The organism is Wocania arenilitoris, assembly GCF_021728535.1.
Taxonomy (GTDB): domain Bacteria; phylum Bacteroidota; class Bacteroidia; order Flavobacteriales; family Flavobacteriaceae; genus Wocania_A; species Wocania_A arenilitoris.
In genome coordinates this window covers 50,530-74,672 of record NZ_JAKKDU010000013.1, presented here as the reverse complement: position 1 = coordinate 74,672, position 24,143 = coordinate 50,530, and the positions used below count along the sequence as shown (strand labels likewise).

Here is a 24,143-nt window from a genome sequence, read left to right as displayed (position 1 = left end):
AAAATATATGACAGCAAAAGAAATTTTAGGTAACCCAGAATATTTGGCAATTTCCTATGGAGGATATAGGCAGAAGACTAGAGATATTCAACCTACAATAGATCAGCTTAAAGAGGATATGAAAATCTTAGCTGCTATGGGAGTTAAGATTTTAAGAACATATAATGTTCAATTACAGCAAGCACCTAACCTGTTAAAAGCAATTGCGGAATTAAAAGAAGAAGACCCTAATTTCGAAATGTATGTCATGTTAGGAGCATGGATTGATTGCCATAATGCATGGACAGAACATGTGCCTAATCATGAGGTTGAAAGTGAACATAATGCAGGAGAAATTGATAGAGCAGTAGCATTAGCAAAAGATTACCCAGATATTGTTAAAATTATTGCTGTTGGAAACGAAGCAATGGTACATTGGGCAACAAACTATTTTGTTCGCCCCAACGTAATTCTTAAGTGGGTTAATTATTTACAAGAATTGAAAAAGGCGGGAGAACTTTCTAAAGATTTATGGATTACAAGCTCGGATGATTTTTCATCATGGGGTGGAGGAGATCCTATATATAGGACAGATGATTTAACTAACCTTATTAAGGCAGTAGATTATATATCTATGCATACTTATCCTATGCATAACTCTCACTATAATCCTGCCTTTTGGTTGGTGCCAGACAATGAGTGGGGTTTTTCTAATAAAGAGAAAATTGAATCGGGAATGCAAAGAGCTCTTAAATTTGCAACAAATCAATACGAAGATGTTTCAAACTATGTTAAAAGCTTGGGGATAAATAAACCAGTTCATATTGGAGAAACGGGTTGGGCAACTGTTTCTAATGGACCATATGGAGCCGATGGATCTAAAGCTGCAGATGAGTATAAGTCGGGAAAATATTATAAACTTATTAGAGATTGGAGTAAAAAACAAAACGTTTCTTGTTTTTATTTTGAAGCTTTTGATGAGCAATGGAAAGATGCAGCAAACGAAGGTGGTTCAGAAAACCATTTCGGGCTTATAAACCTAAAAGGAGAAGCAAAATATGCTATATGGGATTTAGTTGATAATGGTGTTTTTAAAGGATTAACAAGAGATGGTATGCCAATATCTAAAACATTTAACGGTAAAAAAGAAGATTTACTTTTGGAAGCTCTTGTTCCTCCATTAGCATAAAAAGGATAGTTTAAAGCAATAATTATGAAAAATTATTTTTCAATCATTAGAATTTGTGGACTGATTTTTTTAATCGGTTTAATGACGTCTTGTGGTAAAGTTAAAAAGAATAATGTGAAAGAAGAGGTTTCAATAAAAGAAGTTTCAGCTAAAGATATTTTAGGGAATTCTAATTACTCGGCGATGTCATATGGAGGTTACAGGTATGCAGATCATACTATCGAACCAACAATGGATGAGCTTAAAGAGGATATGAAAATTTTATCAGCCATGGGTATAAAGTTAATACGTACTTATAAGTTGCTTAAACCTCAAGCCGCTAATTTGGTTAAAGTTATTAGCGATATGAAAAAAGAGGATCCTAATTTTGAAATGTATGTCATGTTAGGAGCATGGGTTGATTGTAAAAATTCATTTCATTCGGGAGATGGTGAGCCAGATCACAACCAAGAGAATGAAGAAAACGCAGCTGAGATAAATAGAGCTGTAGCATTAGCAAGTAAGTATCCAGATATTATAAAGATTATTGCTGTTGGTAATGAGGCTATGGTTAAATGGGCAGCAAGTTATTATGTTCAACCAGGAGTCATATTAAAATGGGTTAATCATCTTCAGGGTTTAAAAAAAGAAGGGAAACTATCTAAGGATTTGTGGATAACAAGCTCTGATAATTTTGCGTCCTGGGGTGGAGGTGGCGAAGAGTACCACGTTGAAGATTTAAATGAATTAATTAAAGCCGTAGATTTTCTTTCCGTTCACACTTATCCTATGCACGATACGCATTATCAACCAGAATTTTGGTTAAACCAAGAAGGGTTTGAAGGTAAAACAGATTTAGAGAAAATTGAAATATCAATGTTGAAAGCAAAAAAGTATGCTATGATGCAGTACGAAAGCGTAAAGAAATACATGGAAAGCCTTGGTTTAGATAAACCTATTCATATCGGCGAAACTGGATGGGCAAGTTTTTCATCTGGTCATTACGGGAACACTGGATCAAAAGCATGTGATGAGTATAAAGAGGCACTCTATTATAAACACATGAGAGATTGGACTAACGAAGCGGGAATGTCATGTTTTTATTTTGAAGGATTTGACGAACCATGGAAAGGTGGAGATAATTCTGGTAATTCTGAAAAGCATTTTGGACTTTTAACTGTAGATGGAAAAGCAAAATATGCACTTTGGGATGAGGTTGATAAAGGAACCTTTAACGGTTTAACAAGAAATGGAAATACTATTACCAAAACGTATAATGGAGATAAAGAAGCCTTAATGAAAGATGTTGAGGTTCCTCCTACGTCTGAGGAATGGCATGCAAATCAGAAATAAAAAAAACGAGCTCACTTGAAGGCATTTAAAAACATATTATTTTTCATAGCAACCTTAATCATGATAAGTTGTAACAGCAAGGTTAAAACATTGAGTGTTGAAGTTTTTGAAACTTCAGAAACGGGTAATAAACTTTCTAAAATAACTGAGTTTAAAAATTCAGGCGAAAAAGTATCCATTAAGTTAAACCCTGAAGAAACATTTCAAACTATCACAGGTTTTGGTGGAGCCTTTACCGAGTCATCAGCATATTTATTAAATACGTTGAGTAAAGAAAATCGTAAGAAGATAATAGAAGCCTATTTTAGTAAAGAAGGTGCCAACTACTCATTAACAAGAACACACATGAACTCTTGTGATTTTTCACTTTCAAATTATTCTTACACTCCAGTTGAGGGTGATAAAAATCTTGAACACTTCACAATTGAAGAAGATAAAGATGATTTAATTCCATTTATAAAAGATGCCCTAGCTGCATCAACTGATGGCTTTAAAATATTTGGTTCCCCATGGACTGCGGCACCTTGGATGAAAGATAATAACAAATGGGTGGGTGGAAAATTACTTCCAGAGTATTATGATACCTGGGCATTATTCTTCTCTAAATATGTAGATGCTTACAAAGCTGAAGGTATTGATATTTGGGGCTTTACCGTAGAAAATGAACCTCTTGGGAATGGTAATAATTGGGAAAGTATGCATTATACACCTGATGAAATGACCAACTTTGTTCAAAATCATTTAGGACCAAAATTAGAAACCGATGGAAAAGGAGATTTAAAAATCTTAGGCTATGATCAAAATAGAGAACATTTAAAAGAGTGGATAGATTCTCAATTTAAAAATGCAGAAGCATCAAAATATTTTGATGGTACTGCAATTCACTGGTACGCGAGTACTTTTGAGGTGTTTCCTGAAGAATTACAATATGCACATAACAAAGCACCAAGCAAACTTTTAATACAATCAGAAGCTTGTGTAGATGCCCAAGTACCAGTATGGAGAGATGATGCATGGTACTGGAAAAAGGAAGCCACAGATTGGGGTTGGGATTGGGCTCCAGAAAAAGATAAATACTTACATCCTAAATATGCACCAGTAAATCGCTATGCTAGAGATATTATTGGCTGCTTAAATAATTGGGTTGATGGATGGGTAGACTGGAATATGGTACTTGATACTAAAGGAGGTCCAAATTGGTTTAAAAATTGGTGTATTGCTCCTGTAATTGTTAACCCAGATACTGATGAGGTATATTTTACACCGCTGTATTATACCATGGCACATTTTAGTAAATATATTAGACCAGAAGCGAAAATTATTGCCCTAGAAAAATCAGATGATAAACTAATGGCAACTGCTGCTCAAAATCCAGACGGCTCAATTGCAGTGGTGCTCTTTAATGAATCAAAGTCCCTAAAAACTATAAACCTATCACTTAATGAAAACAATGTAGAATTTTCAATAGATGCGCAGGCTATTCAAACTGTTGTAATTCAATAAGAATAAATGAAACTAACTAAAAAATTAAAATTATGCCAAACGTAAAAACAGCAGCAACAAGTAAAGTGCCATTAGGTCAAAAAGCAGCTTTTGGAGCTGGCCATTTAGTTTTAAACTTATACCCGGGAGCCCTAGGATTCTTTATGTTTTTCTTACTAACAGCCTTTGGGATGGATCCATTTTTGGCAGGACTTTTAGGTGGTTTGCCTCGGTTCTTTGATGCCATAACAGACCCTATAATGGGGTTTATTTCAGATAACACTAGCTCAAAATATGGGCGAAGGAGGCCTTATATTTTTGTTGGTGGAATTTTAAGTGCTATAACATTTGTACTTTTATGGCAACTTGATGAAAACAACTCTTCAGACTATAATTTTTGGTATTTCCTTATTATGTCTATGGTTTTTCTTATAGGGAACACCATGTTTGCAACCCCTTTGGTTGGATTAGGATATGAAATGACATCCGATTATAATGAGCGAACACGTTTAATGGCATTTTCTCAAACGGTTGGATTATTAGCTTGGGTTATAGTACCTTGGTTTTGGGTAATAATTGCTGATCCTGACATTTTTCCTAATCAAGCTGAAGGCGTTCGAACAATGGCTCTTTATGTAGGTATAGCGTGTTTATTGCTTGGGCTATTACCAGCTATGTTTTGTAGAGGCATGGATTCTGCTAATATGCAAAATAGAAAGAAATTAAGTTTTAAAACTGTATTTACTAATTTAAAAGAGTTATTAGTAAGTATAAAAGAAGCTGTAAAGAATAAACCTTTTATGAAATTATGTGGAGCTACTTTTTTAGTATTTAATGGTTACCAAATTGTAGCGTCTTTTAGTTTCTTTATTTTTGTTTTTTACATTTTTAATGGAAGTTACGAAGCTACTTCAACATGGCCCGCATGGTTTAGTTCGGTTGGAGCATTAGTTTCAGCATTTTTAGTAATTCCTATTGTATCAAAAATGGCTGAAAAATGGGGAAAAAAGAAAGCATTTATTATTGCAACAGCGCTTTCAATTGTTGGGTATGCTATGAAGTGGTGGGCTTTTACTCCCGATAATATTTGGTTATCATTTGTTCCAATACCTTTAATGTCGTTTGGTTTAGGAAGTTTATTTACTTTAATGATGAGTATGACCGCTGATGTTTGTGATTTAGACGAGCTTGTTAATGGAATGCCAAGAAAAGAAGGAACTTTTGGTGCATTATACTGGTGGGTTGTAAAACTTGGTCAAGGATTGGCACTTGTTTTGGGAGGTTTAGTATTAAAACTCATTGGATTTGATGGTAATGCTGCCACCCAAACAGTTGATACAATGACTAAATTGAGAGTAGCAGATATAGTTATTCCTATTGTTACAGCAGCTTTAGCCATTTGGATTATGTGGAAATATAGCCTTTCTGAAGAAAGAGCAAAAGATATTAAGGCACAATTGGAAGAAAGAAGAGGCGTGTTATAATTATAACAATGTTATATTATTAAGTAAATTTATATAACCAAAAAAAATAATAAAATGTCAACTAAAATAATAATACTAATAATAGGAGTTCTATTTATCATAATTGCTCTAATAACAAGTAAAAAGCAAAGTTCTAATAAACTAGGGATACCTTTGGGAATTCTTGGGGTTTTAATGATGATTTATGGTAGTTATTCTTCCGATTTAGTTAATTATAATACTCAAATCGAACAAGTTTCAACAGGAAACAAATTAATACTTAATGGACCAGTAAATGCTGTAAAAGTGATATCTCCAATAGACAAAGACTCTGTGGATTGCAGAATTCTAACAATGGGCGTATATCCTGAGTCCAATAAAAATGATATTTGGGTATTAATTCGTCCAACAGATGATCGCTATTATCCACAATCAGATCATACCAATACGTCGTATAAAAGAGATGGCGAATGGCAAGTTGTAACACGCTTTGGTGGAGATTTAGGAGAAGCTTACGACCTTATAATTTATGAGGCAGATGCTAAATCCTCATCTTTTTTTAGTGAAACTATAGAGAAATGGAAAGAAGCCGATGATTATCCTGGATTAAAACTAGAAGAATTACCATCTGGAGCTACAGAAGTAGATAGAATAAAAATATATACTAGAAAAAATTGTAGAGGAGTCTTTTGATACATCAGGTTTTTAAAAAAGTTTAAATAAAATAATAGAATAAAAAAATGTCTTACAGAGAAAGATCATATTACAAATCAAAATATAACCAAATACCAACTAAAGGAATTAATATTTCTGATTATTCGGTAGAAGAGTTAAAAACGTTGTGGCATAAAACTATACAAGATGGTTTTCATGGAATTTGCTTTAGTATGTATAAGGATGGACAATCACCAGGCGACGACATAAGCATGGAACAGGTAGAGCAGCGTGTAGAAATATTAAAACCTTATGTTGAAGCTATTCGATCATTTTCATGTATAGAAGGTAACGAATTTGTTCCTATAGCGGCCAAAAAGCACGGACTTAAAACTTTAGTTGGTGCATGGCTTAGTGATGATAAAGAAGATAATGAAAGAGAAATAGAAGGCTTAATAAATCTTGCTAAAAATGGATATGTTGATGTTGCGGCTGTTGGTAATGAAGTACTATATCGAAACGATTTAACGTTGGATGAACTGGTTGGATATATCAATCGAGTTAAAGAAGCCTTAGCAGAATTAGACATTCCAGTAGGCTATGTCGATGCGTATTATGAGTTTTCAAGGCATCCTATTTTAGTTGAAAGTACAGATGTAGTTTTAGCAAATTTATATCCTTATTGGGAAGGTTGTCCTATAGAATATGCATTGGGGCACATGCAAGCCATGTTTGGTTCAGTTGTAGATGCTGCACAAGGTAAACCTATAATAATAACAGAAACTGGTTGGCCAAGTGAAGGAGGAGGTTTAGATGGTGCCGTAGCAAGCGATGTATCTGCCATGAAATATTTTATAGATACTGTGCGATGGACAAAGGAAAATGAGATCCCATTATTTTATTTTTCATCTTTTGATGAGTCATGGAAAACTGGTGATGAGGGTGATGTTGGTGCATATTGGGGATTATGGAATAAGTATGAGAATTTGAAGTTCTAGAATAATTAAATAGTTAAAGCTTCTAAGATTAATCAATATAAGTCAGGTAATATTGTCAACAACTAGAGTAAAATCATTATATAAAGTGCCTTTAGGGCAAAAAGTAGCATTTGGGGTGGGTATGCTTGCCAACCAAATGTTTCCTGCTATTCTTGTTATATTTATGGTTGTTTTAGTAGAAGATTTAGATTTTCCAGGTTGGATGTGGGCTCTTATATTTTTTTTCCCTAGAATATTTGATGCTATTACCGATCCAATAATGGGTTATATTTCAGATAACACAAAATCAAAGTGGGGAAGGAGAAGACAATATGTTTTAATAGGGGGAATAATAATGGGTATTGCCTATATATTCATGTGGCAACTTTTTAAGGAAAACACTCTTCAATATAATTTTTGGTATTTCTTCTTGTGGTCTGTTATCTTTTATATAGGCCTTACTATTTTTAGTGTACCATATGTTGCAATGGGTTACGAGATGAGTGACAATTTTCATGAGCGTACAAATATTATGGCGGTTGCACAATGGATTGGGCAATGGGCTTGGGTAATAGCACCGTTGTTCTGGATTATTATGTATGATCCAGAATGGTTCCCGTCTGCAGAAGTAGCAGTAAGACAATTAGCAGTTTGGGTTGCTATACCTTGTGCTGTTTGCGCTATGATTCCTGCAATATTCATAAAAAGTAAGTCTACCTTAGATGAAGACTATGAGCCATTAGGTTTTGTAAATGTTGTTCGCAGTTTAAAGAAGATATTTTATACAACTTTTAAAGAGGCATTTAAAATTAAAGAGTTCAGGAAATTATGTGCCGCTACTTTTTTTGTTTTTAATGCGTTTAATACTGTTGCAACGCTTACCTTTTTTGTTATTGTGTATAAACTATTTAATGGAGATGCTGCTGCAAGCGGTATTTGGGTATCATTATTTGGATGTTTAGGAGCACTAGCAACTACATTTATAGTTATACCAGTTGTTACTTGGATGTCTAAAGTAATGGGTAAGAAAAAAGCATTTATGTTATCTCAAGGTATTTCTGTTATTGGGTATATCTTACTATGGTTTCTTTTTGTTCCTGGTAAACCATGGCTTTATATTATAGCACTACCATTTTTTTCCTTTGGAATTGGAAGCTTATTTACCATAATGATGTCAATGACTGCGGATGTGATTGATATCGATGAATTAAATTCTGGTTTACGTAGAGAAGGCATTTTTGGTGCTATTTATTGGTGGATGGTTAAAGTTGGTTTTGCAATTGCAGGAGGACTTAGCGGTGTTATTATAGCAATTGTTGGATTTAATCCAGATATTGCAACTATTAATCAGCAATCCGCAGTAGATGGTCTACATGCTTTCTTTTGCTTTTTCCCTATGGCTGGAACACTAATTGCTATGTACATTATGCGTAATTATGATGTTACCGAAGAACGAGCGAACAAAATAAGGGTAGAATTAAATGAAAGAAAAGAAAATAGTAATTTAAAAAAATAAATAAAAATGTCTTTTAGGAGGGATAAAATTATGGCGTTATCGGGTATTAATCTCGATAATAAGACTAAGAAGGGATTGCAAAATATGTTTAAGAGATTTCTTAGTAATGGTATGCATGGAATTTGCTTTAGTCCATATGAAGAAGGGCAAGAGCCAGGAGATCAGCTTTCTGAAAAGCAAATTAGAAGACGTTTAAAAGTAATTAAACCATATACAAAATGGGTACGTTCCTTTTCATGCACCGAAGGCAACGAATTAATACCTAAAATAGCAAAACAAATGGGTATGAAAACTCTTGTTGGCGCTTGGTTAGGAGGTGACCCTAAAATAAATAAAAAAGAAATTGAGGGGCTTAAAAAACTTGCTAAAGAGGGTTATGTTGATATAGCTGCAGTGGGTAATGAAGTTATGTACCGAGGTGATTTAACAGAAGAAGAATTATTAGATTTTATATATGATGTTAAAAGAGAAATAAAAGATACCCCTGTAGGTTATGTAGATGCTTATTACGAGTTTTCGCTGAGACCAAAAATAACTGAGGCATGCGATGTTGTTTTGGCTAATTGTTATCCCTATTGGGAAGGTTGTAGTATTGAGTATTCTTTAATCTACATGAAAGATATGTACAACAAAGCCGTTAAAGCTGCTAGTGGTAAAAAAGTTATCATTACAGAAACAGGATGGCCAAGTGCTGGAGAGGGGTTAAACGGAGCTTTACCTTCTTATGAGAATGCTATTAAATATTTTATTAACACACAGAATTGGGCTTCGGAGGACGATATAGATATATTTTATTTTTCCTCCTTTGATGAATCTTGGAAGGTTGGTGCCGAAGGCGATGTTGGTGCTTACTGGGGTATTTGGGATGAAGATGAAAAACCCAAATTTATGACTAAGAAACTTAGTCTTAAAAAAGGTAAGATGTTTGCTTAAATGGTTTTTAATAAAGCTTTCTCTTTTATTTTAAGGTAGTTTTGTGGACTTGCAACAAAAAGTCGGACAAATTTTATAAGACCCATGCTACATATTTAATCCCGGATTATGCATTAGAATAATTAAAAGCTACTGAATAAGAACATTTTATTTGCACCCACTCTCTAAGTATAGAAAATTCTTCTTAATTATCACTTCAAAGCATTTATCCAAGCGGCAATTTTAAGCGCTTGATCCTTTGGAACCTGAGGCATTGGAGCCATAGGCGTAGCATATTCTGGCCAGTTCTTAGGCTGCGGATTATAAATGAGTTCTACTATTTTTTCATTACTATATTTACGCTTAGCAATCGCTTTAAACGAAGGACCAACTAGTCGTTTCTCCTTATGATGGCAAGCTACACAAGTATTATTGGTTAAAAGCGGTTGCACTTGGGCATCTGTTAAAACAGGATTCTTTTTAGCAGCTACTTTTTTACTTACTTGAGGTTTCTTTTTAACGACTTTCTTTTTTAAACTAGACGATCGCTTTGTTGAAAGTTCTGATAGTGCTAATTTATCACCTTCAGCAATATTATTTAAGGTATAATATAAAGTAGGGTGCAATATTAAATTACCCGATTCTTTTTCTTTTACTCCGTTTAAAGTTATTTCGTGTACATAAAATGGTCTTAAATTATCTGTAACTACTCTAACTTTACAACCATCATCACTAACTTTAACACCTTTAATGTTTATGGTTTCTAAATTAGTCTGTGGACTGCCATAAGCAGCATGGTATTTATAAATATAGCTTTTCCCGCTATAGGAGTCTAAATCTTCAGCAGAATTTTTATCAACTGGTTTTGTAAATTCAATTTCAAAACCATCTGGCATAGATTTTACGATTTTCATTTCAAAAGGCACTCTACCTGTCCATGTAACAAATTCTAAACCTGAGTTTGTTGTTCCAGCTGATCCCCATCCCCTATTGGTTTCTCCAACAAAAAGGTTTCCGTTATTATCAAAATCTATTCGCATTACACCTGATTGAAATCCCGATCTAAAATCGAACGCTACTCCTTGATATTCGCCTTTAACTTTTTCAAGAACCACACGCATAATTTTACTTTGTCCCATATCGCCAACAAGTACTTGTCCGGTAAATGGTCCAAATTTCCCTCCTGTTTCATCTACTTTTACTTCAGAGTTTGAAATTCCTAAAATACCATGAGGTAGTATAACAGCAGGTAATTGCAACTGCGGAAAATGCGCTTTCATTTCGTATTTAAAATCAGGATCTTCTTCATCCATAATATTTTCTGGCTTTACATATCGCCCGTCTTTTTTTACTTGCCTGATATCAATTTTACTATAAAAATCTTTTTCAGTAAAGTTAATAGGAGAATCTTTATGCTTTGCCCATTTTAAACCAGCTGGATGACCAGTAAACGCTCCTTTTGGCACATGCCATAACGCACCCGACCCCTGCCAATCACCTTGATTATCGGTATAAAATAATTCGCCATCAATTAAGCCATAACCAGCTGGAGAACGCATTCCTGTTGCCCAAGGCTCCATTTGTCCGTCTTCTGTAATTTTCATAGTCCAACCTCTCCAAGGCACACGACTTTCTCCACGCCACCACTCTTCAGCTCCAAAAGCAACATTAGTAGTAACAAAAAAGTCACCATCTGGAGTTAAAACTGGTCCAAAAGAATATTCGTGATAATGGGTTGATAATGGCCATGCATAAACGGTTTCGTAAACATCAGCAATTCTATCTCCATCAGTATCTACTAACTTTGTTAGCTCTCCTCTTTGCGCTGTATAAATTGCTCCATTACGATAAGCTAAACCTAATGGCTCGTGCAAACCAGAAGCAAATTTTATAAACTTTGATGGATATCCGTTAGACATGGTTGGGTTTTCAATAATCCATACATCACCTCGTCTTGTACAAACTGCAACGGTACCATCTGGTAATACTAAAACGCCACCACCTTCAACAAGAACACCTTCTGGTGTTGGCACTTTTGTTATACGATAATAATCTTCTTCTTTAGGTGTATTTTGAGCTAATATAATTTGCGAAAAACCAATCACAAAAACTAATACTAGCAATTTTATACTATTCATTTTATTATGAATTATTTTGTTTATCATGTTTACCAAATTATTCCATATTTAACTTTACTACCGTCAACAGGAATTATTAATTCTGTTTCTCCTTTTACTTCTCTTACTATAGGAATTTGTCCAGATAAAACTTTAACATAATACTGCTCGTTTTCTATAAGATAAGCACCGTCAGGCATTTTTTTAACTTTTCCAGAAGCCAACTTACAGTACCAATTTGCTAAACCAGATTTTGAAAATTGAATATCATGAATCAAATAATTATTGGTAGCATCCATGGTTACTTTATTTTGAATATCAACACCTTTATAGTGATGTTTAAATATTGGCAACCCTGTAGCCTTATTAATAATATATCCTTTAGAAATAAAATCTGGAGCCATTCCAGTTTTAGGGAATGCTTCATTAAAGTTTGAAAGTTGTGCAATAGGTTGATTTAAAAATGTCCATTGAACATCTCCTCTTGGTTTAAAGGACCCGTCTCCACGATTATGCCACATAGGTGTTGCGTCAACAAAATCGCCTCTCCAAACACCAACAAGATTAGCTGCTTGTAAATCGTAAATATAATTTACACCTTCTGGTGTACCAACACCAATAGTGTGAGACAATCTTTTGCCACCTCCTTTAAAAGCTACAAAAGCCCTTAATAGACGTGGTTTAGAATCTGGTTCTACAAAAATTGGAGATATAGTACTTAAATTAAGTGGATAGGAATCATAGGCATGAAAATCTGTAGCATTGGTAGATTTCGTTTTAATTGATAGTCCTAACCGAGGTGCTCTCCAACCTGCAGATTTAATATTGATAAGGATAAACTTGTGTTGCCCTTTTGATAATTTTATCTCACCATTTAATAATTCTTGAGCACTTGATGAATTATTTTCTACAATTATATTGTTATCAACAACTAATTTAACACCTCCTGTATACCCAACACTAAACGTGTAATCGTCTTCTTCCTCTACATTAAAAGTACCAACGTATATCACACCATAATTATCTTCTTCTCCTAAACTAAGTATATTGATATCTTTTGCTTTTCCTGAAAATACTTTGTGGCGATCGTTTAACTCTTCTAAACCCTTAAATGCTCCTAAATATGAAATTTGTGAAAGTGATGTAAGCGTAACAGAAGGTTCGCTAAATGCCTGATATTTTATATTACGAATAGCTACGGGACCATGATTTCCTTGAATTAATAATGGCCCTTTTGCTACTTCATTTTTTTCAATAGGACCACCAGTATATGTTGAAACTTCAACATTATTATGAATTCTAACACCATTTAAATCTACTGAAATAAATTTAGCATTTGAAATTTTTTCACCAGCATCGTTAAATCTTGGTGCCTGAAAATGTACCTTATATTTTTGCCATAATCCTGGAGCTTTTGAAGCATTACTTGTTGGAGGAATACCTCTAAATATTTTGTTTTCAGTTTTTTCCCAATTGTTATGAAATCCACCCATATCAGATCCTAAAGGGTTTTTAACACCCCAACTATCTTTAATTTGTAATTCATACCTGCCTTGAAAATATATACCAGAATTAGAGCCTTTAGGAAGTAATACTTCTAACTCAAGTATTAAATCTCCGTGTTTCCAATTTGTAATTAAAGCATCATTTTTTTCTTTATCATTTATATTTAAAATAATTCCAGTTCCGGGAGTGAATGTGATGGCTTTTGGTGGTTCAACATAATCCTTCTTCCTTCTTCTATTTTTCTTTTTTAAATCGTGTTTTTCTGTTTCTTTATGATGCACATCAATATGTCTATTTACTGTAACATCTCCTACTATTTTCCAGTTTCCAGCTTGTTCTTTAAAATCATTTAAATTGTCAAGTTTTATTTGATTTTGGGCAGGCAAATTAAGCCCAATAAAAACAAGGATTAATAAAAGTTTAATTTTCATGTATATTTTCTATTAAAACCTCTAATTTAGAAATTTATATCAACATTTTTGTACAGTATTATTCACTGAAATAAATTATACTAAAATTAATAAGCTATTAAAATCTAGAATAATATTATATCCATAAAAAAATCTGAGTGTAAAACTCAGACTTTTTAATTTTTTGATAGAATTATTATTTATGTTTTACTCAACAATAAACTTTCCTTTCATAATAGCATAATGCCCTGGAAAACTACATAAAAAATCGTACTCACCAGGTTTTGGAGCATCAAATTCTATAACAGCTGTTTCTCCTGCACCAATTAATTTGGTATGTGCTATTAGATCCTGAGTATCATTAGGGATATACTCATTATTTGCAAAAGTAGCCGCTTTGTTTCCAAATTCTGAAACACTAACACCTTGCTTTAATAAAACAAAGTTATGCCCCATTACTTTTTTATCTAACTTTCCTATGTGCCTAAGTGTTAATTTTACTTTTTTCCCAGCTTTTACTTTAATCTCAGTTTTATTATACTGCATTAAATCGTTAGATGTTAAAACCACCTTACTTATATCTTCTTCTACAACTTTTTTAGTTTCTTTTGTTTTGTTTTCGTACGAAAAACCTTCTTTCTTTTTTTCTTCTTTTTCTCCGCAACCTACTAATATTGCACAAGAAAAAACAGATAATAATACATATTTAATTGTTTTCATTTTTAGTGTTTTAATTTATGTTTATTCTACTAAGTAAATATTTTCAGTACAAATATAACCATATAACCTTTTGTATTGTTTAGTATTTATCACTGAAATAAATTATACTAAAATAAAAGTTTATTAAAAACAAAAACTACTTAACTGAACAATTTTGTTAAGGGGTTAAAAAATATTAGTTAAATAATTTGAAGTGTCATAAATCGCCTAAAAAATACTTCTTATACGACCTTTTATTTTTGTACTTTATTATACTACTTAACATCCATCAACTCAACATCAAAAATTAATGTTGCATTTGGTGGGATTACACCACCTGCTCCTTTACTTCCGTAACCTAAATCACTTGGTATTACTAAGCGTGCTTTATCTCCAACATTTAATAAACAAATACCTTCGTCCCAACCAGGAATAACCTGTCCTATTCCTACTGGAAACTCTAATGGCTGATTACGTTTATATGATGAATCGAATACTGTCCCATCTACCAACTGACCTTTGTAATGAACAGACACTGTTTTACCTTTTTCAGCCTTTATGCCTTTTCCTTCTTGTATTATTTGGTAACGCAAACCACTATCGGTTTTATTAAATCCGGCAGCAATTTTATCTAATTCTGCATCAGCTAATGCCTTAGCTTCTGCTAGGCGTTTTTCTCTTGAACCTTCAAAAGTTCTAAAAGCTTCAACTGCATTGTAAGCCTCTGCATCTGCTCCAACTCTAACAATTTCTAAAGTTTCAATTTTATCACCTTGTGTTATAGCATCAACAACTTCTTGACCATGTTCTACTTTTCCAAAAACAGTATGATTATTATCCAGCCAAGGTGTTTCTATATGAGTTATAAAAAATTGGCTTCCGTTTGTTCCTGGACCAGCATTTGCCATTGATAAAACACCTGGACCATCGTGCTTTAAATCGGGATGAAACTCATCATCAAACTGATAACCTGGGTTACCAGAACCAGATCCTTGTGGGCAACCTCCTTGAATCATAAAATCTGGAATTACCCTATGAAATTTTAAACCATCATAATATGGCGTTCCTTGAGATTTTACCGAATTTTCTAAGTTCCCTTCAGCTAAAGCCACAAAGTTACCTACTGTTCCAGGAGTTTTTTTGTATTCTAAAGCTACTAGAATTTCTCCTTTTGTTGTATTGAATTTTGCGTATAATCCGTTTTGCATTACATTCTGTTTTTAAATGAGCCGCAAAGATAGCCATTGCATTATACCTATAAAAATGATAATCAAAAAGATTAAAATAACATATCAACTATTAAAATTCATTAAATATGAATATATTTGCTCAAGTTTATATTTCAATTTATATAATATGTGTTTATTTTCAAAATATCTTTCTGCACTAATAGGGTTATTAATGCTTTTTAATTTTAGTTGCATTTCAAAACAAAATAAAGTTTCAAAAAAGCCTAACATTGTTTTTATAATGTCTGACGACCACGCCTACCAAGCCATTAGTGCATACAACAATACGCTCATAGAAACTCCCAACATTGATCGTATTGCAAAAGAGGGGCTATTGTTCACCAATGCTTCGGTCACCAATTCCATTTGTGCACCATCTAGAGCAGTGATACTTACTGGAAAGCATTCTCATATAAATGGCAAAATAGATAACTTATCTCCTTTTGACACCACTAATGTTACCTTTCCCCAATTATTTAAAGAGGCAGGATACCAAACCGCCATGTTTGGCAAACTGCATTTTGGTAATAATCCTATAGGATTCGATGAATTTAAAATTCTACCTGAGCAAGGTGATTATTACAACCCGAAATTTATAACCCAAAAAGGAGATACCATCATTAATGGTTATGTAACCGATATCATCACCGACCTTACCATAGATTGGATGGAAAAGCGCAGGGATACCATAAAGCCCTTTCTATTAATGTATTTGCACAAAGCCCCACATAGAAATTGGCTCCCTGCTGAGAGACATTACAAAACATACACAACAAAATCATTTCCTATACCAACAAGTTTATTTGATGATTACAAGACACGGGAAGCTGCCTCGAAAACTGCCGAAATGAATATTTTAAAACATATGCATTTAGGGTACGATAATAAGTTAACTGATAAAACCATTGATGAATTAAACATTGATTATAACGGACTACGCAATAACGCTACTAATCGTATGACAGATACTCAAAGACACAGTTGGGAATCTATATACAACCCAATCAATGATGCCTTTAAAGCGGAATACCCTACAATGAATGATTCCACTTTAATGGTTTGGAAATACCAACGCTATATGCAGGATTACTTAGGTTGTATAGCTGCTGTTGATGATAATGTAGGCAGGTTATTAAATTATTTAGATGACAAAAATTTAAGCCATAATACTGTTGTTGTGTACACTTCCGATCAAGGATTTTATCTAGGAGAGCACGGTTGGTTCGATAAGCGCTTTATGTATAATGAATCGTTTAAAACACCCCTACTTATTAAATGGCCAAACAAAATTACCCCTGGCACTACAGAAGATGAAATGGTACAAAACCTAGATTTTGCCCAAACCTTTTTAGAAATAGCGGGGATTGAAGCTCCAAAAGATATGCAGGGCAAAAGCTTGGTGCCATTGTTAAAGGGAGAAAAAGAAGTCTGGGACAGGGATGCAGTGTATTACCATTATTATGAATACCCAGCAGAACATGCAGTTAAACGACACTATGGTATCGCAACAAAAGACTACAAGTTAATACACTATTATTACGATGTTGATGCTTGGGAGCTATATGATAGAAAAAAAGATCCAAACGAAATGAACAATGTTTATAATGATGAAAACTATGCTGAAATAGCCACCAAACTTAAAGATAAACTAAACGATTTAAGAAACCTATATAAGGACTCCGATAGTTTAAACAACTACTATATTCAAATTTATAAGAATAAAGGTTATATCAAATAAAAGAGAAATTAGCCACTTCTTACTTTTAAACCCTTAACCTCCAACTAACTTTAGTTAGTTAGCCACTTCGCTTATAAATTTAATACGGTATAGTCGTAATTCTTCATCGTCATAATCACCATCAAATTCTTCAATGGCATCATCAATACTATCAGACTCAGACTCCATAAAATATTCGTGAATCTCTTCTTGTTGATCTTCATCTAAAATCTCATCAATCCAATAATTTATATTAAGTTTTGTACCAGAATATACTATGACTTCCATTTCTTTAATGAAGTCTTCCATAGACATTTTTTTAGAAGAAGCTATATCATCTAAAGGCAATTTTCTATCAACATTTTGAATAATATATAGTTTATTGGCTGAATTACTTCCTGTAGATTTTACCACTAAATCGTCTGGACGAATAATATCATTTTCTTCTACATATTTAGAAATAAGGTCTACAAAATCTTTACCATATTTTTTAGCTTTTCCATCTCCAACACCATGAACATTACTAAGCTCAGACATAGTTATTGGGTATTTTAACGCCATATCTTCCAGAGATGGATCTTGAAAAATAACGAACGGCGGAACCCCAAGCTTTTTTGCATTCTTTTTACGTAAATCTTTAAGCATACCCATTAATACATCATCGGCAACTGCCCCACCTCCTTTTTCTGCGGTTATTATTGTGCCATCTTCTTGCTCGCCTTCAAAAATATGGTCCTCGGTCATCATAAAAGACATTGGGTTTTCTATAAAATCTTTACCATAAGCTGTTAATTTTATAACGCCATAAGTTTCAATATCTTTTTTAAGATACCCCGCAACCAACACTTGTCTTAATAGTGCCATCCAATGTTTTTTATCGTGCTCTTTACCTTTACCAAAAAAGTCTTGTTCGTTAGTTCTATGAGAATTTATAAGTGCATTTTCTTTACCAATAATTACACTAACTAAGTCTTTAGATTTATACTTTTCGTTGGTTTTTTTAATGGTTTCTAAAAGTAATTTAACGTCGTTTTTTGCCTCTTTTTGTTTTTTTGGATTACGGACATTATCATCCATACTACCACCTTCACCAGTTTCATTATCAAATTCTTCACCAAAATAATGCAAAATAAATTTTCTACGAGATATTGATGTTTCGGCAAAAGCGACGACTTCTTGCAACAAAGCTTGCCCTATTTCCTGCTCAGCAACAGGTTTTCCAGACATAAATTTTTCTAACTTTTCTATATCCTTATATGCATAATATGCCAAACAATGTCCTTCACCTCCATCTCTACCTGCACGACCTGTTTCTTGATAATAGCTTTCTATACTTTTAGGTATATCGTGGTGAATTACAAAACGCACATCAGGCTTATCAATACCCATTCCAAAGGCAATAGTTGCTACAACCACATCTACATCTTCCATAAGGAATTTATCTTGATGACTGGATCTGGTTTTGGCATCTAAACCCGCATGATATGGTACTGCTTTAACTCCATTAACTTGTAGTACCTGTGCTAATTCTTCAACACGTTTTCTGCTTAAACAATAAACAATACCTGATTTCCCTTCGTTTTGTTTTATAAATCTTATAATGTCTACATCAACATTTTTGGTTTTAGGTCTAACTTCATAATACAAATTAGGTCGGTTAAATGATGCTTTAAAGGTTGTAGCACCAGTAATTCCTAAGTTTTTTATAATATCTTCTTGCACTTTTGGTGTTGCGGTAGCTGTTAACCCTATAATAGGAATATCGTCTCCAATTCTTTTAATAATGTGTCTTAAATTTCTATACTCGGGTCTAAAATCGTGTCCCCATTCACTTATACAATGGGCTTCGTCTATCGCCATAAAAGACACTTTTACAGTACGTAAAAAATCGACATTCTCTTCCTTGGTTAAGGATTCTGGGGCTACATAAAGCAACTTAGTAATGCCATTAACAATGTCTTCTTTTACACGTTTTACTTCTGTTTTATTTAATGAAGAATTAAGTACATGTGCAACACCTTCTTCTTGAGAAACTCCTCTAATAGCATCAACCTGATTTTTCATTAAAGCTATTAATGGAGAAACAACTATGGCTGTTCCTTCTTGCATTAATGCTGGTAATTGATAACATAGTGATTTTCCGCCACCTGTTGGCATTATTACAAAAGTATGCTTTCTTGATAAAATACTTTTTACTACATCTTCTTGTAATCCTTTGAATTTATTAAACCCAAAATACTTTTTTAGTGCAGAATGAATGTTACTTTTTGCTGTTAGCATTGATATAATGAAAAATTAATTTTACAACTAAAATACACCACCTAAAGTTTATAGTATTCATTAATTTAGCGGTGTTTTTAGAGAACCCTCATGTTTTTTTCGTTAGTTTTGTATCGCAATACGAATTTACAATAAATTCAATACTGATTAACACTTAAAGATAACAAAATCTTTAAAGCATCAACAAAAAAAAATAATAAATTTTGAAAGACGAAATTTCTATTATTAATAAAGCTAAACATACCATCGAAATGGAAAGTAAAGCCATTTCTAATTTAGCTAACCTTGTAACTAATGATTTTGCTCATGCTGTAAATCTTATATACAACTCCAAAGGACGCGTAATTATAACAGGAATTGGTAAAAGTGCTATTATAGCAAATAAGATTGTCGCAACCTTAAACTCCACAGGAACACCAGCAGTTTTTATGCACGCTGCTGATGCTATTCATGGTGACTTAGGGTTAATTCTTGAAGATGATGTTGTAGTTTGTATTTCTAAAAGTGGAAACACTCCAGAAATAAAAGTATTAGTGCCTTTAATAAAGAGTGCAAAAAATAAAATGATAGCTATTACAGGTAATAAAGATTCGTTTTTAGGGCAGCAAGCCGATTATATATTAAATGCTTTTGTAGAGCAGGAAGCGTGCCCAAATAACTTAGCGCCAACCACAAGTACAACAGCTCAATTAGTTGTTGGTGATGCGCTCGCGATTTGCTTGTTAGAATTACGAGGTTTTTCGAGTAAAGATTTTGCTAAATACCACCCTGGCGGAGCTTTAGGAAAAAAATTGTATTTGAGAGTTCATGATATTTCTTCTGTTAATGAAAAACCTAAAGTACATCTAGACACTAGCATTAAAAACATTATTATTGAAATTACAAAAAAAATGCTTGGTGTAACTGCTGTGGTTGAAAATGAAAAAATTGTTGGCATAATAACAGATGGAGATTTACGTAGAATGCTAACCAAAGTTGATGATTTTTCTAACTTAACAGCAAAAGACATTATGAGTGCTAATCCAAAGCATATAAACGCAGATGCTATGGCTGTTGACGCTTTAGAAATTATGGAAAATAATGATATTTCGCAATTATTAGTTATAGAAAAAGGCAATTATGCAGGCGTTGTACATTTACACGATTTAATTAAAGAAGGTATTTTATAATGGCAAAGAAAAAGAAAAACGTTAATGAGATGTCTTTTTTAGATCATCTTGAAGAATTACGTTGGCATTTAATTAGGTCTGTTGTAGCTATTATGGTAGCTGCTACAGTAGCATTTATATTAAAAGATTTCGTTTTTGGCACACTAATTTTTGGACCATCAAAATCAGACTTTTTAACTTACGAAACTTTATGTAAAGCTTCTCAAATGTTGGGATTTGATAGTTTTTGTGACACAGAATTCAATTTTGAAGTTCAAAGCAGAACCATGGCTGGACAATTTTCAGCACACATTTGGACATCCATAACTTTCGGGTTTATTATAGCTTTTCCCTATGTAATTTATCAACTGTGGAAATTTATTAGTCCAGGTCTCCATTCAAACGAACGAAAACATTCAAGAGGTTTCATTATCATTTCATCACTTTTATTTTTTATAGGTGTACTTTTTGGATATTATATTATTTGCCCTTTATCTATTAACTTTTTAGGCACTTATTCCGTTGCAGAAAAAGTTCATAACGATTTCGATTTAAATTCATATATAGGGCTAATAAGAGCTTCTGTTTTAGCTTCTGGCTTAATTTTCGAATTACCAATAGTTATCTATTTTTTAACAAAAATTGGTTTAGTAACACCCGAAATTTTACGTAAATACAGAAAATTTGCTTTAGTTGGCGTACTCATATTAGCTGCAGTTATAACGCCTCCAGATGTTGCAAGTCAAGTTATTGTAGCTATTCCAATTATAATATTGTATCAAGTAAGCATTTATATTTCTAAAATTGTTATACGAAATCAAAAAAGAAAAGAGAAAAAAAATGTCTGATATCGTTACCGAATTTAATGAGTATCGGGAAAGAATGAACGATAAAATTCTTGCCGATAATAATAAAGTAATTAAACGTATTTTTAATTTAGACACCAACGCTTTCGCGGAAGGCGCTTTAGATGTTAAAACAAAAGAGCTTTTAGGTTTAGTGGCATCAATGGTTTTAAGATGCGACGATTGTGTAAAATATCATCTTGAAACTTGCTATAAAGAAGGCATCCCAAAAGAGCAGGTTATTGAAACCTTAAGTATTGCTAATTTAATTGGCGGTACTATTGTTATTCCGCATTTACGCCGTGCTTACGAGTTTTGGGAAGCTTTAGAACAGCAGCGTTAAATAAAACATAAATTTAACCCAAGCTAAATTAGTCTATATGATTTTACTATTTTTAGCGTTCAGTATTTAAGATATGATTTTAAGAGCCGAAAATTTAATGAAGTCCTATAGCGGGCGAAAAGTTGTAAAAGATGTTTCTCTTGAAGTAAATCAGGGAGAAATTGTTGGGCTTCTTGGTCCTAACGGAGCCGGTAAAACAACATCTTTTTATATGATTGTGGGTTTAATAAAACCTAATGGCGGGCATATTTTTTTAGATAATACTGAAATTACCAAATACCCCATGTACAAACGTGCTCAAAACGGTATTGGCTATTTAGCACAAGAAGCTTCGGTGTTTAGAAAACTGAGTATAGAAGACAATATTTTAAGTGTTTTGCAACTTACCAAACTGAGCAAAAAGCAACAACACGATAAAATGGAATCACTTATTGAAGAATTTGGTTTAGGTCATATTCGTAAAAACCGTGGCGATTTATTATCTGGTGGAGAGCGTAGACGTACCGAAATTGCTCGTGCATTAGCAACCGACCCAAGTTTTATTTTATTAGATGAACCTTTTGCAGGTGTAGATCCTGTTGCGGTTGAAGACATCCAGCGCATTGTGGCACAACTTACTAAAAAGAATATTGGTATTTTAATTACCGACCATAATGTACAAGAAACTTTAGCTATTACCGATAGAACTTATTTAATGTTTGAAGGCGGTATTTTAAAAGCTGGAATCCCTGAAGAATTAGCGGCAGACAAAATGGTGCGCAAAGTTTATTTAGGGCAAAACTTCGAGTTGAGGAAAAAGAAAATTCGCGACTAGATACTAAGTGTTATTTATTTTTTTTAGTTTACACTGTCATTTCTAAATTTTTTGTCATTCCTCCGCAGGCAGGAATCCACTAGACAATTAAGATTATTCAAATTTTATATTAATTCTCTAATCAAATAAGGACAATCTTTAGATAAATCTTTCCAATGTAGAATTATCTCTTTCAATCAAGTCTATTTTCCATTGACGTTTCCACTTTTTCATGTGCTATTCACTTTTTGTATCATAAGTAAATTTATAGGCTTCAAAATACATAAACTTATATAATCCGTTTTTTTGTAAAGCCTTTCAATAGCCTGTTTTTTACATAAATATTTTAGTTATCCGAATGGATTCCTGCCTGCGGCGGAATAACAAAAAACTTTTTAATAAATATGGTACAAAATCAAATATTAAATGATATATTTGTGATATCATTATAATATCATTTTAAATCAAATATATCATGAAAGAAGAAAAAATAATTACACCCGCAAATGGATACTTTATGCTATTTATATTTTTTGTATTGTTTTTTGGAGGAATCGTAACAATGATTTTTACTAAAAATTTCTTATTAATAGCACTTATAATTATCGCTATTTTTATTGCAAAAGGGTTTATAATGGTACAACCTAACAACTCTAGAGTTTTATTACTTTTTGGGGAATACGTTGGTACAATCAACAAGAATGGTTTTTATTGGGTAAACCCTTTATTTACACAAAAGAAAATTTCGCTGCGCGCCAGTAATTTTGATAGTGAGCGTTTAAAAGTAAACGACAAACTTGGTAATCCAATAATGATAAGCACCATTTTGGTTTGGCGTGTTAAAGACACGTATAAAGCAGCTTTTGATGTTGATAATTACGAAAATTTTGTTCGTGTACAAACAGACGCTGCTGTTAGAAAATTAGCAAGTATGTATCCCTATGATAATTTTGCAGATGAAGGACATACCGAAGATATTACCTTACGTTCTAGTGTTAACGAGGTAAGCGAAGCATTAGAAAAAGAAATAGACGAACGTCTATCTATTGCAGGCATTGAAGTGCTAGAAGCAAGAATTGGCTATTTAGCTTACGCACAAGAAATTGCCAACGCTATGCTAAAAAGGCAACAAGCGACTGCTATTGTAGCTGCTAGACATAAAATTGTTGAAGGTGCGGTAAGCATGGTAGAAATGGCTCTAGAAGAACTTGGAAAGAAAAATATTGTAGAATTAGATGAAGAACGTAAAGCTGCTATGGTAAGTAATCTTATGGTAATTTTATGTGGAGACAAAGAGGCATCTCCTGTTTTAAATACTGGCACTTTAAATCATTAATTATGATTATTATAATTAAATTAATACTAATAATTAACCACTAAAATGGCAAAAAAAAAGGCTTTTGCATTACGAATTAATGAAGATATGCTTAAGGCTATTGAAAAATGGGCTGCGGATGAATTTCGCAGTACCAATGGTCAAATAGAATGGATGTTAAACGAAAGTCTTAAAAAAGCAAAGAGAAACCCTAAAACTAAAGATTCTGAATAAAAT

20 protein-coding genes are annotated in these 24,143 nt (G+C 33.1%); 15 read left to right on the top strand and 5 right to left on the bottom strand.

Going from position 1 to position 24,143, the window contains the following annotated elements:
- Positions 1-7 precede the first annotated feature (7 nt).
- Genes L3X37_RS11585 through L3X37_RS11550 form a run of 8 tightly spaced genes read left to right on the top strand, consistent with a single transcriptional unit; the run spans position 8 to position 9,525 of the window.
- Positions 8-1,168: a glycoside hydrolase family 17 protein gene (locus L3X37_RS11585; RefSeq protein WP_237240336.1), complete on the top strand. Its 1,161-nt coding sequence runs from the start codon at positions 8-10 to the stop codon at positions 1,166-1,168.
- A gap of 24 nt (positions 1,169-1,192) precedes the next feature.
- Positions 1,193-2,500, top strand: coding sequence for a glycosyl hydrolase family 17 protein (locus L3X37_RS11580; protein ID WP_439654837.1), 1,308 nt, complete (start codon positions 1,193-1,195; stop codon positions 2,498-2,500).
- Positions 2,501-2,560: 60 nt separating this feature from the next.
- The gene (locus L3X37_RS11575; protein WP_237240335.1) at positions 2,561-4,003 is read left to right on the top strand and encodes a glycoside hydrolase family 30 protein; all 1,443 of its coding nucleotides are present in this window, start codon (positions 2,561-2,563) and stop codon (positions 4,001-4,003) included.
- A 32-nt stretch (positions 4,004-4,035) separates the two neighbouring features.
- Positions 4,036-5,466, top strand: coding sequence for an MFS transporter (locus L3X37_RS11570; protein ID WP_237240334.1), 1,431 nt, complete (start codon positions 4,036-4,038; stop codon positions 5,464-5,466).
- Positions 5,467-5,520: 54 nt separating this feature from the next.
- Positions 5,521-6,138: a hypothetical protein gene (locus L3X37_RS11565; protein ID WP_237240333.1), complete on the top strand. Its 618-nt coding sequence runs from the start codon at positions 5,521-5,523 to the stop codon at positions 6,136-6,138.
- Positions 6,139-6,185: 47 nt separating this feature from the next.
- A complete protein-coding gene (locus L3X37_RS11560) occupies positions 6,186-7,097 on the top strand; it encodes a glycoside hydrolase family 17 protein (RefSeq protein ID WP_237240332.1) in 912 nt (303 codons plus the stop codon).
- Positions 7,098-7,149: 52 nt separating this feature from the next.
- On the top strand, positions 7,150-8,592 hold the full coding sequence (locus tag L3X37_RS11555) for an MFS transporter (protein WP_237240331.1): 1,443 nt from the start codon (positions 7,150-7,152) through the stop codon (positions 8,590-8,592).
- A gap of 6 nt (positions 8,593-8,598) precedes the next feature.
- A complete protein-coding gene (locus L3X37_RS11550) occupies positions 8,599-9,525 on the top strand; it encodes a glycoside hydrolase family 17 protein (protein ID WP_237240330.1) in 927 nt (308 codons plus the stop codon).
- A 191-nt stretch (positions 9,526-9,716) separates the two neighbouring features.
- Here L3X37_RS11550 and L3X37_RS11545 read toward each other — a convergent pair whose 3' ends face one another.
- The 4 genes from L3X37_RS11545 to L3X37_RS11530 form a co-directional block, all read right to left on the bottom strand.
- Positions 9,717-11,642, bottom strand: coding sequence for a c-type cytochrome (locus L3X37_RS11545; RefSeq protein ID WP_237240329.1), 1,926 nt, complete (start codon positions 11,640-11,642; stop codon positions 9,717-9,719).
- A 29-nt stretch (positions 11,643-11,671) separates the two neighbouring features.
- Complete coding sequence (locus L3X37_RS11540) at positions 11,672-13,558, bottom strand: 3-keto-alpha-glucoside-1,2-lyase-like domain-containing protein (protein ID WP_237240328.1); 1,887 nt, start codon at positions 13,556-13,558, stop codon at positions 11,672-11,674.
- Between the two features lie 186 nt (positions 13,559-13,744).
- Positions 13,745-14,257, bottom strand: a complete 513-nt coding sequence (azu, locus tag L3X37_RS11535; RefSeq protein ID WP_237240327.1) for an azurin — start codon at positions 14,255-14,257, stop codon at positions 13,745-13,747.
- 254 nt (positions 14,258-14,511) lie between these two features.
- Positions 14,512-15,444: a peptidylprolyl isomerase gene (locus tag L3X37_RS11530; RefSeq protein WP_237240326.1), complete on the bottom strand. Its 933-nt coding sequence runs from the start codon at positions 15,442-15,444 to the stop codon at positions 14,512-14,514.
- A gap of 262 nt (positions 15,445-15,706) precedes the next feature.
- On the opposite strand from L3X37_RS11530, the gene L3X37_RS11525 reads away from it, so the two are divergent.
- Positions 15,707-17,203 (top strand): sulfatase family protein, encoded by a 1,497-nt coding sequence (locus tag L3X37_RS11525; protein ID WP_237240325.1) that lies wholly within the window; start codon positions 15,707-15,709, stop codon positions 17,201-17,203.
- 54 nt (positions 17,204-17,257) lie between these two features.
- Here L3X37_RS11525 and L3X37_RS11520 read toward each other — a convergent pair whose 3' ends face one another.
- Positions 17,258-19,462, bottom strand: coding sequence for an ATP-dependent DNA helicase RecQ (locus L3X37_RS11520; RefSeq protein ID WP_237240324.1), 2,205 nt, complete (start codon positions 19,460-19,462; stop codon positions 17,258-17,260).
- 251 nt (positions 19,463-19,713) lie between these two features.
- Between L3X37_RS11520 and L3X37_RS11515 the strand changes: the two genes are divergently transcribed.
- From L3X37_RS11515 to L3X37_RS11490, 6 genes are all read left to right on the top strand, one after another.
- Positions 19,714-20,631 (top strand): KpsF/GutQ family sugar-phosphate isomerase, encoded by a 918-nt coding sequence (locus L3X37_RS11515; RefSeq protein WP_439654838.1) that lies wholly within the window; start codon positions 19,714-19,716, stop codon positions 20,629-20,631.
- On the top strand, positions 20,631-21,458 hold the full coding sequence (tatC, locus tag L3X37_RS11510) for a twin-arginine translocase subunit TatC (RefSeq protein ID WP_237240322.1): 828 nt from the start codon (positions 20,631-20,633) through the stop codon (positions 21,456-21,458). The genes L3X37_RS11515 and tatC overlap by 1 nt, the downstream gene beginning before the upstream one ends.
- A complete protein-coding gene (locus L3X37_RS11505; RefSeq protein ID WP_237240321.1) occupies positions 21,451-21,798 on the top strand; it encodes a carboxymuconolactone decarboxylase family protein in 348 nt (115 codons plus the stop codon). The genes tatC and L3X37_RS11505 overlap by 8 nt, the downstream gene beginning before the upstream one ends.
- 73 nt (positions 21,799-21,871) lie before the next feature.
- A complete protein-coding gene (gene lptB / locus L3X37_RS11500) occupies positions 21,872-22,612 on the top strand; it encodes an LPS export ABC transporter ATP-binding protein (protein ID WP_237240320.1) in 741 nt (246 codons plus the stop codon).
- A gap of 454 nt (positions 22,613-23,066) precedes the next feature.
- Positions 23,067-23,927 carry an SPFH domain-containing protein gene (locus L3X37_RS11495; RefSeq protein ID WP_237240319.1) on the top strand — a complete coding sequence of 287 codons (861 nt, stop codon included), beginning with the start codon at positions 23,067-23,069 and terminating at the stop codon, positions 23,925-23,927.
- Between the two features lie 45 nt (positions 23,928-23,972).
- Positions 23,973-24,140, top strand: coding sequence for a type II toxin-antitoxin system antitoxin (locus L3X37_RS11490; protein ID WP_237240318.1), 168 nt, complete (start codon positions 23,973-23,975; stop codon positions 24,138-24,140).
- Positions 24,141-24,143 lie beyond the last annotated feature (3 nt).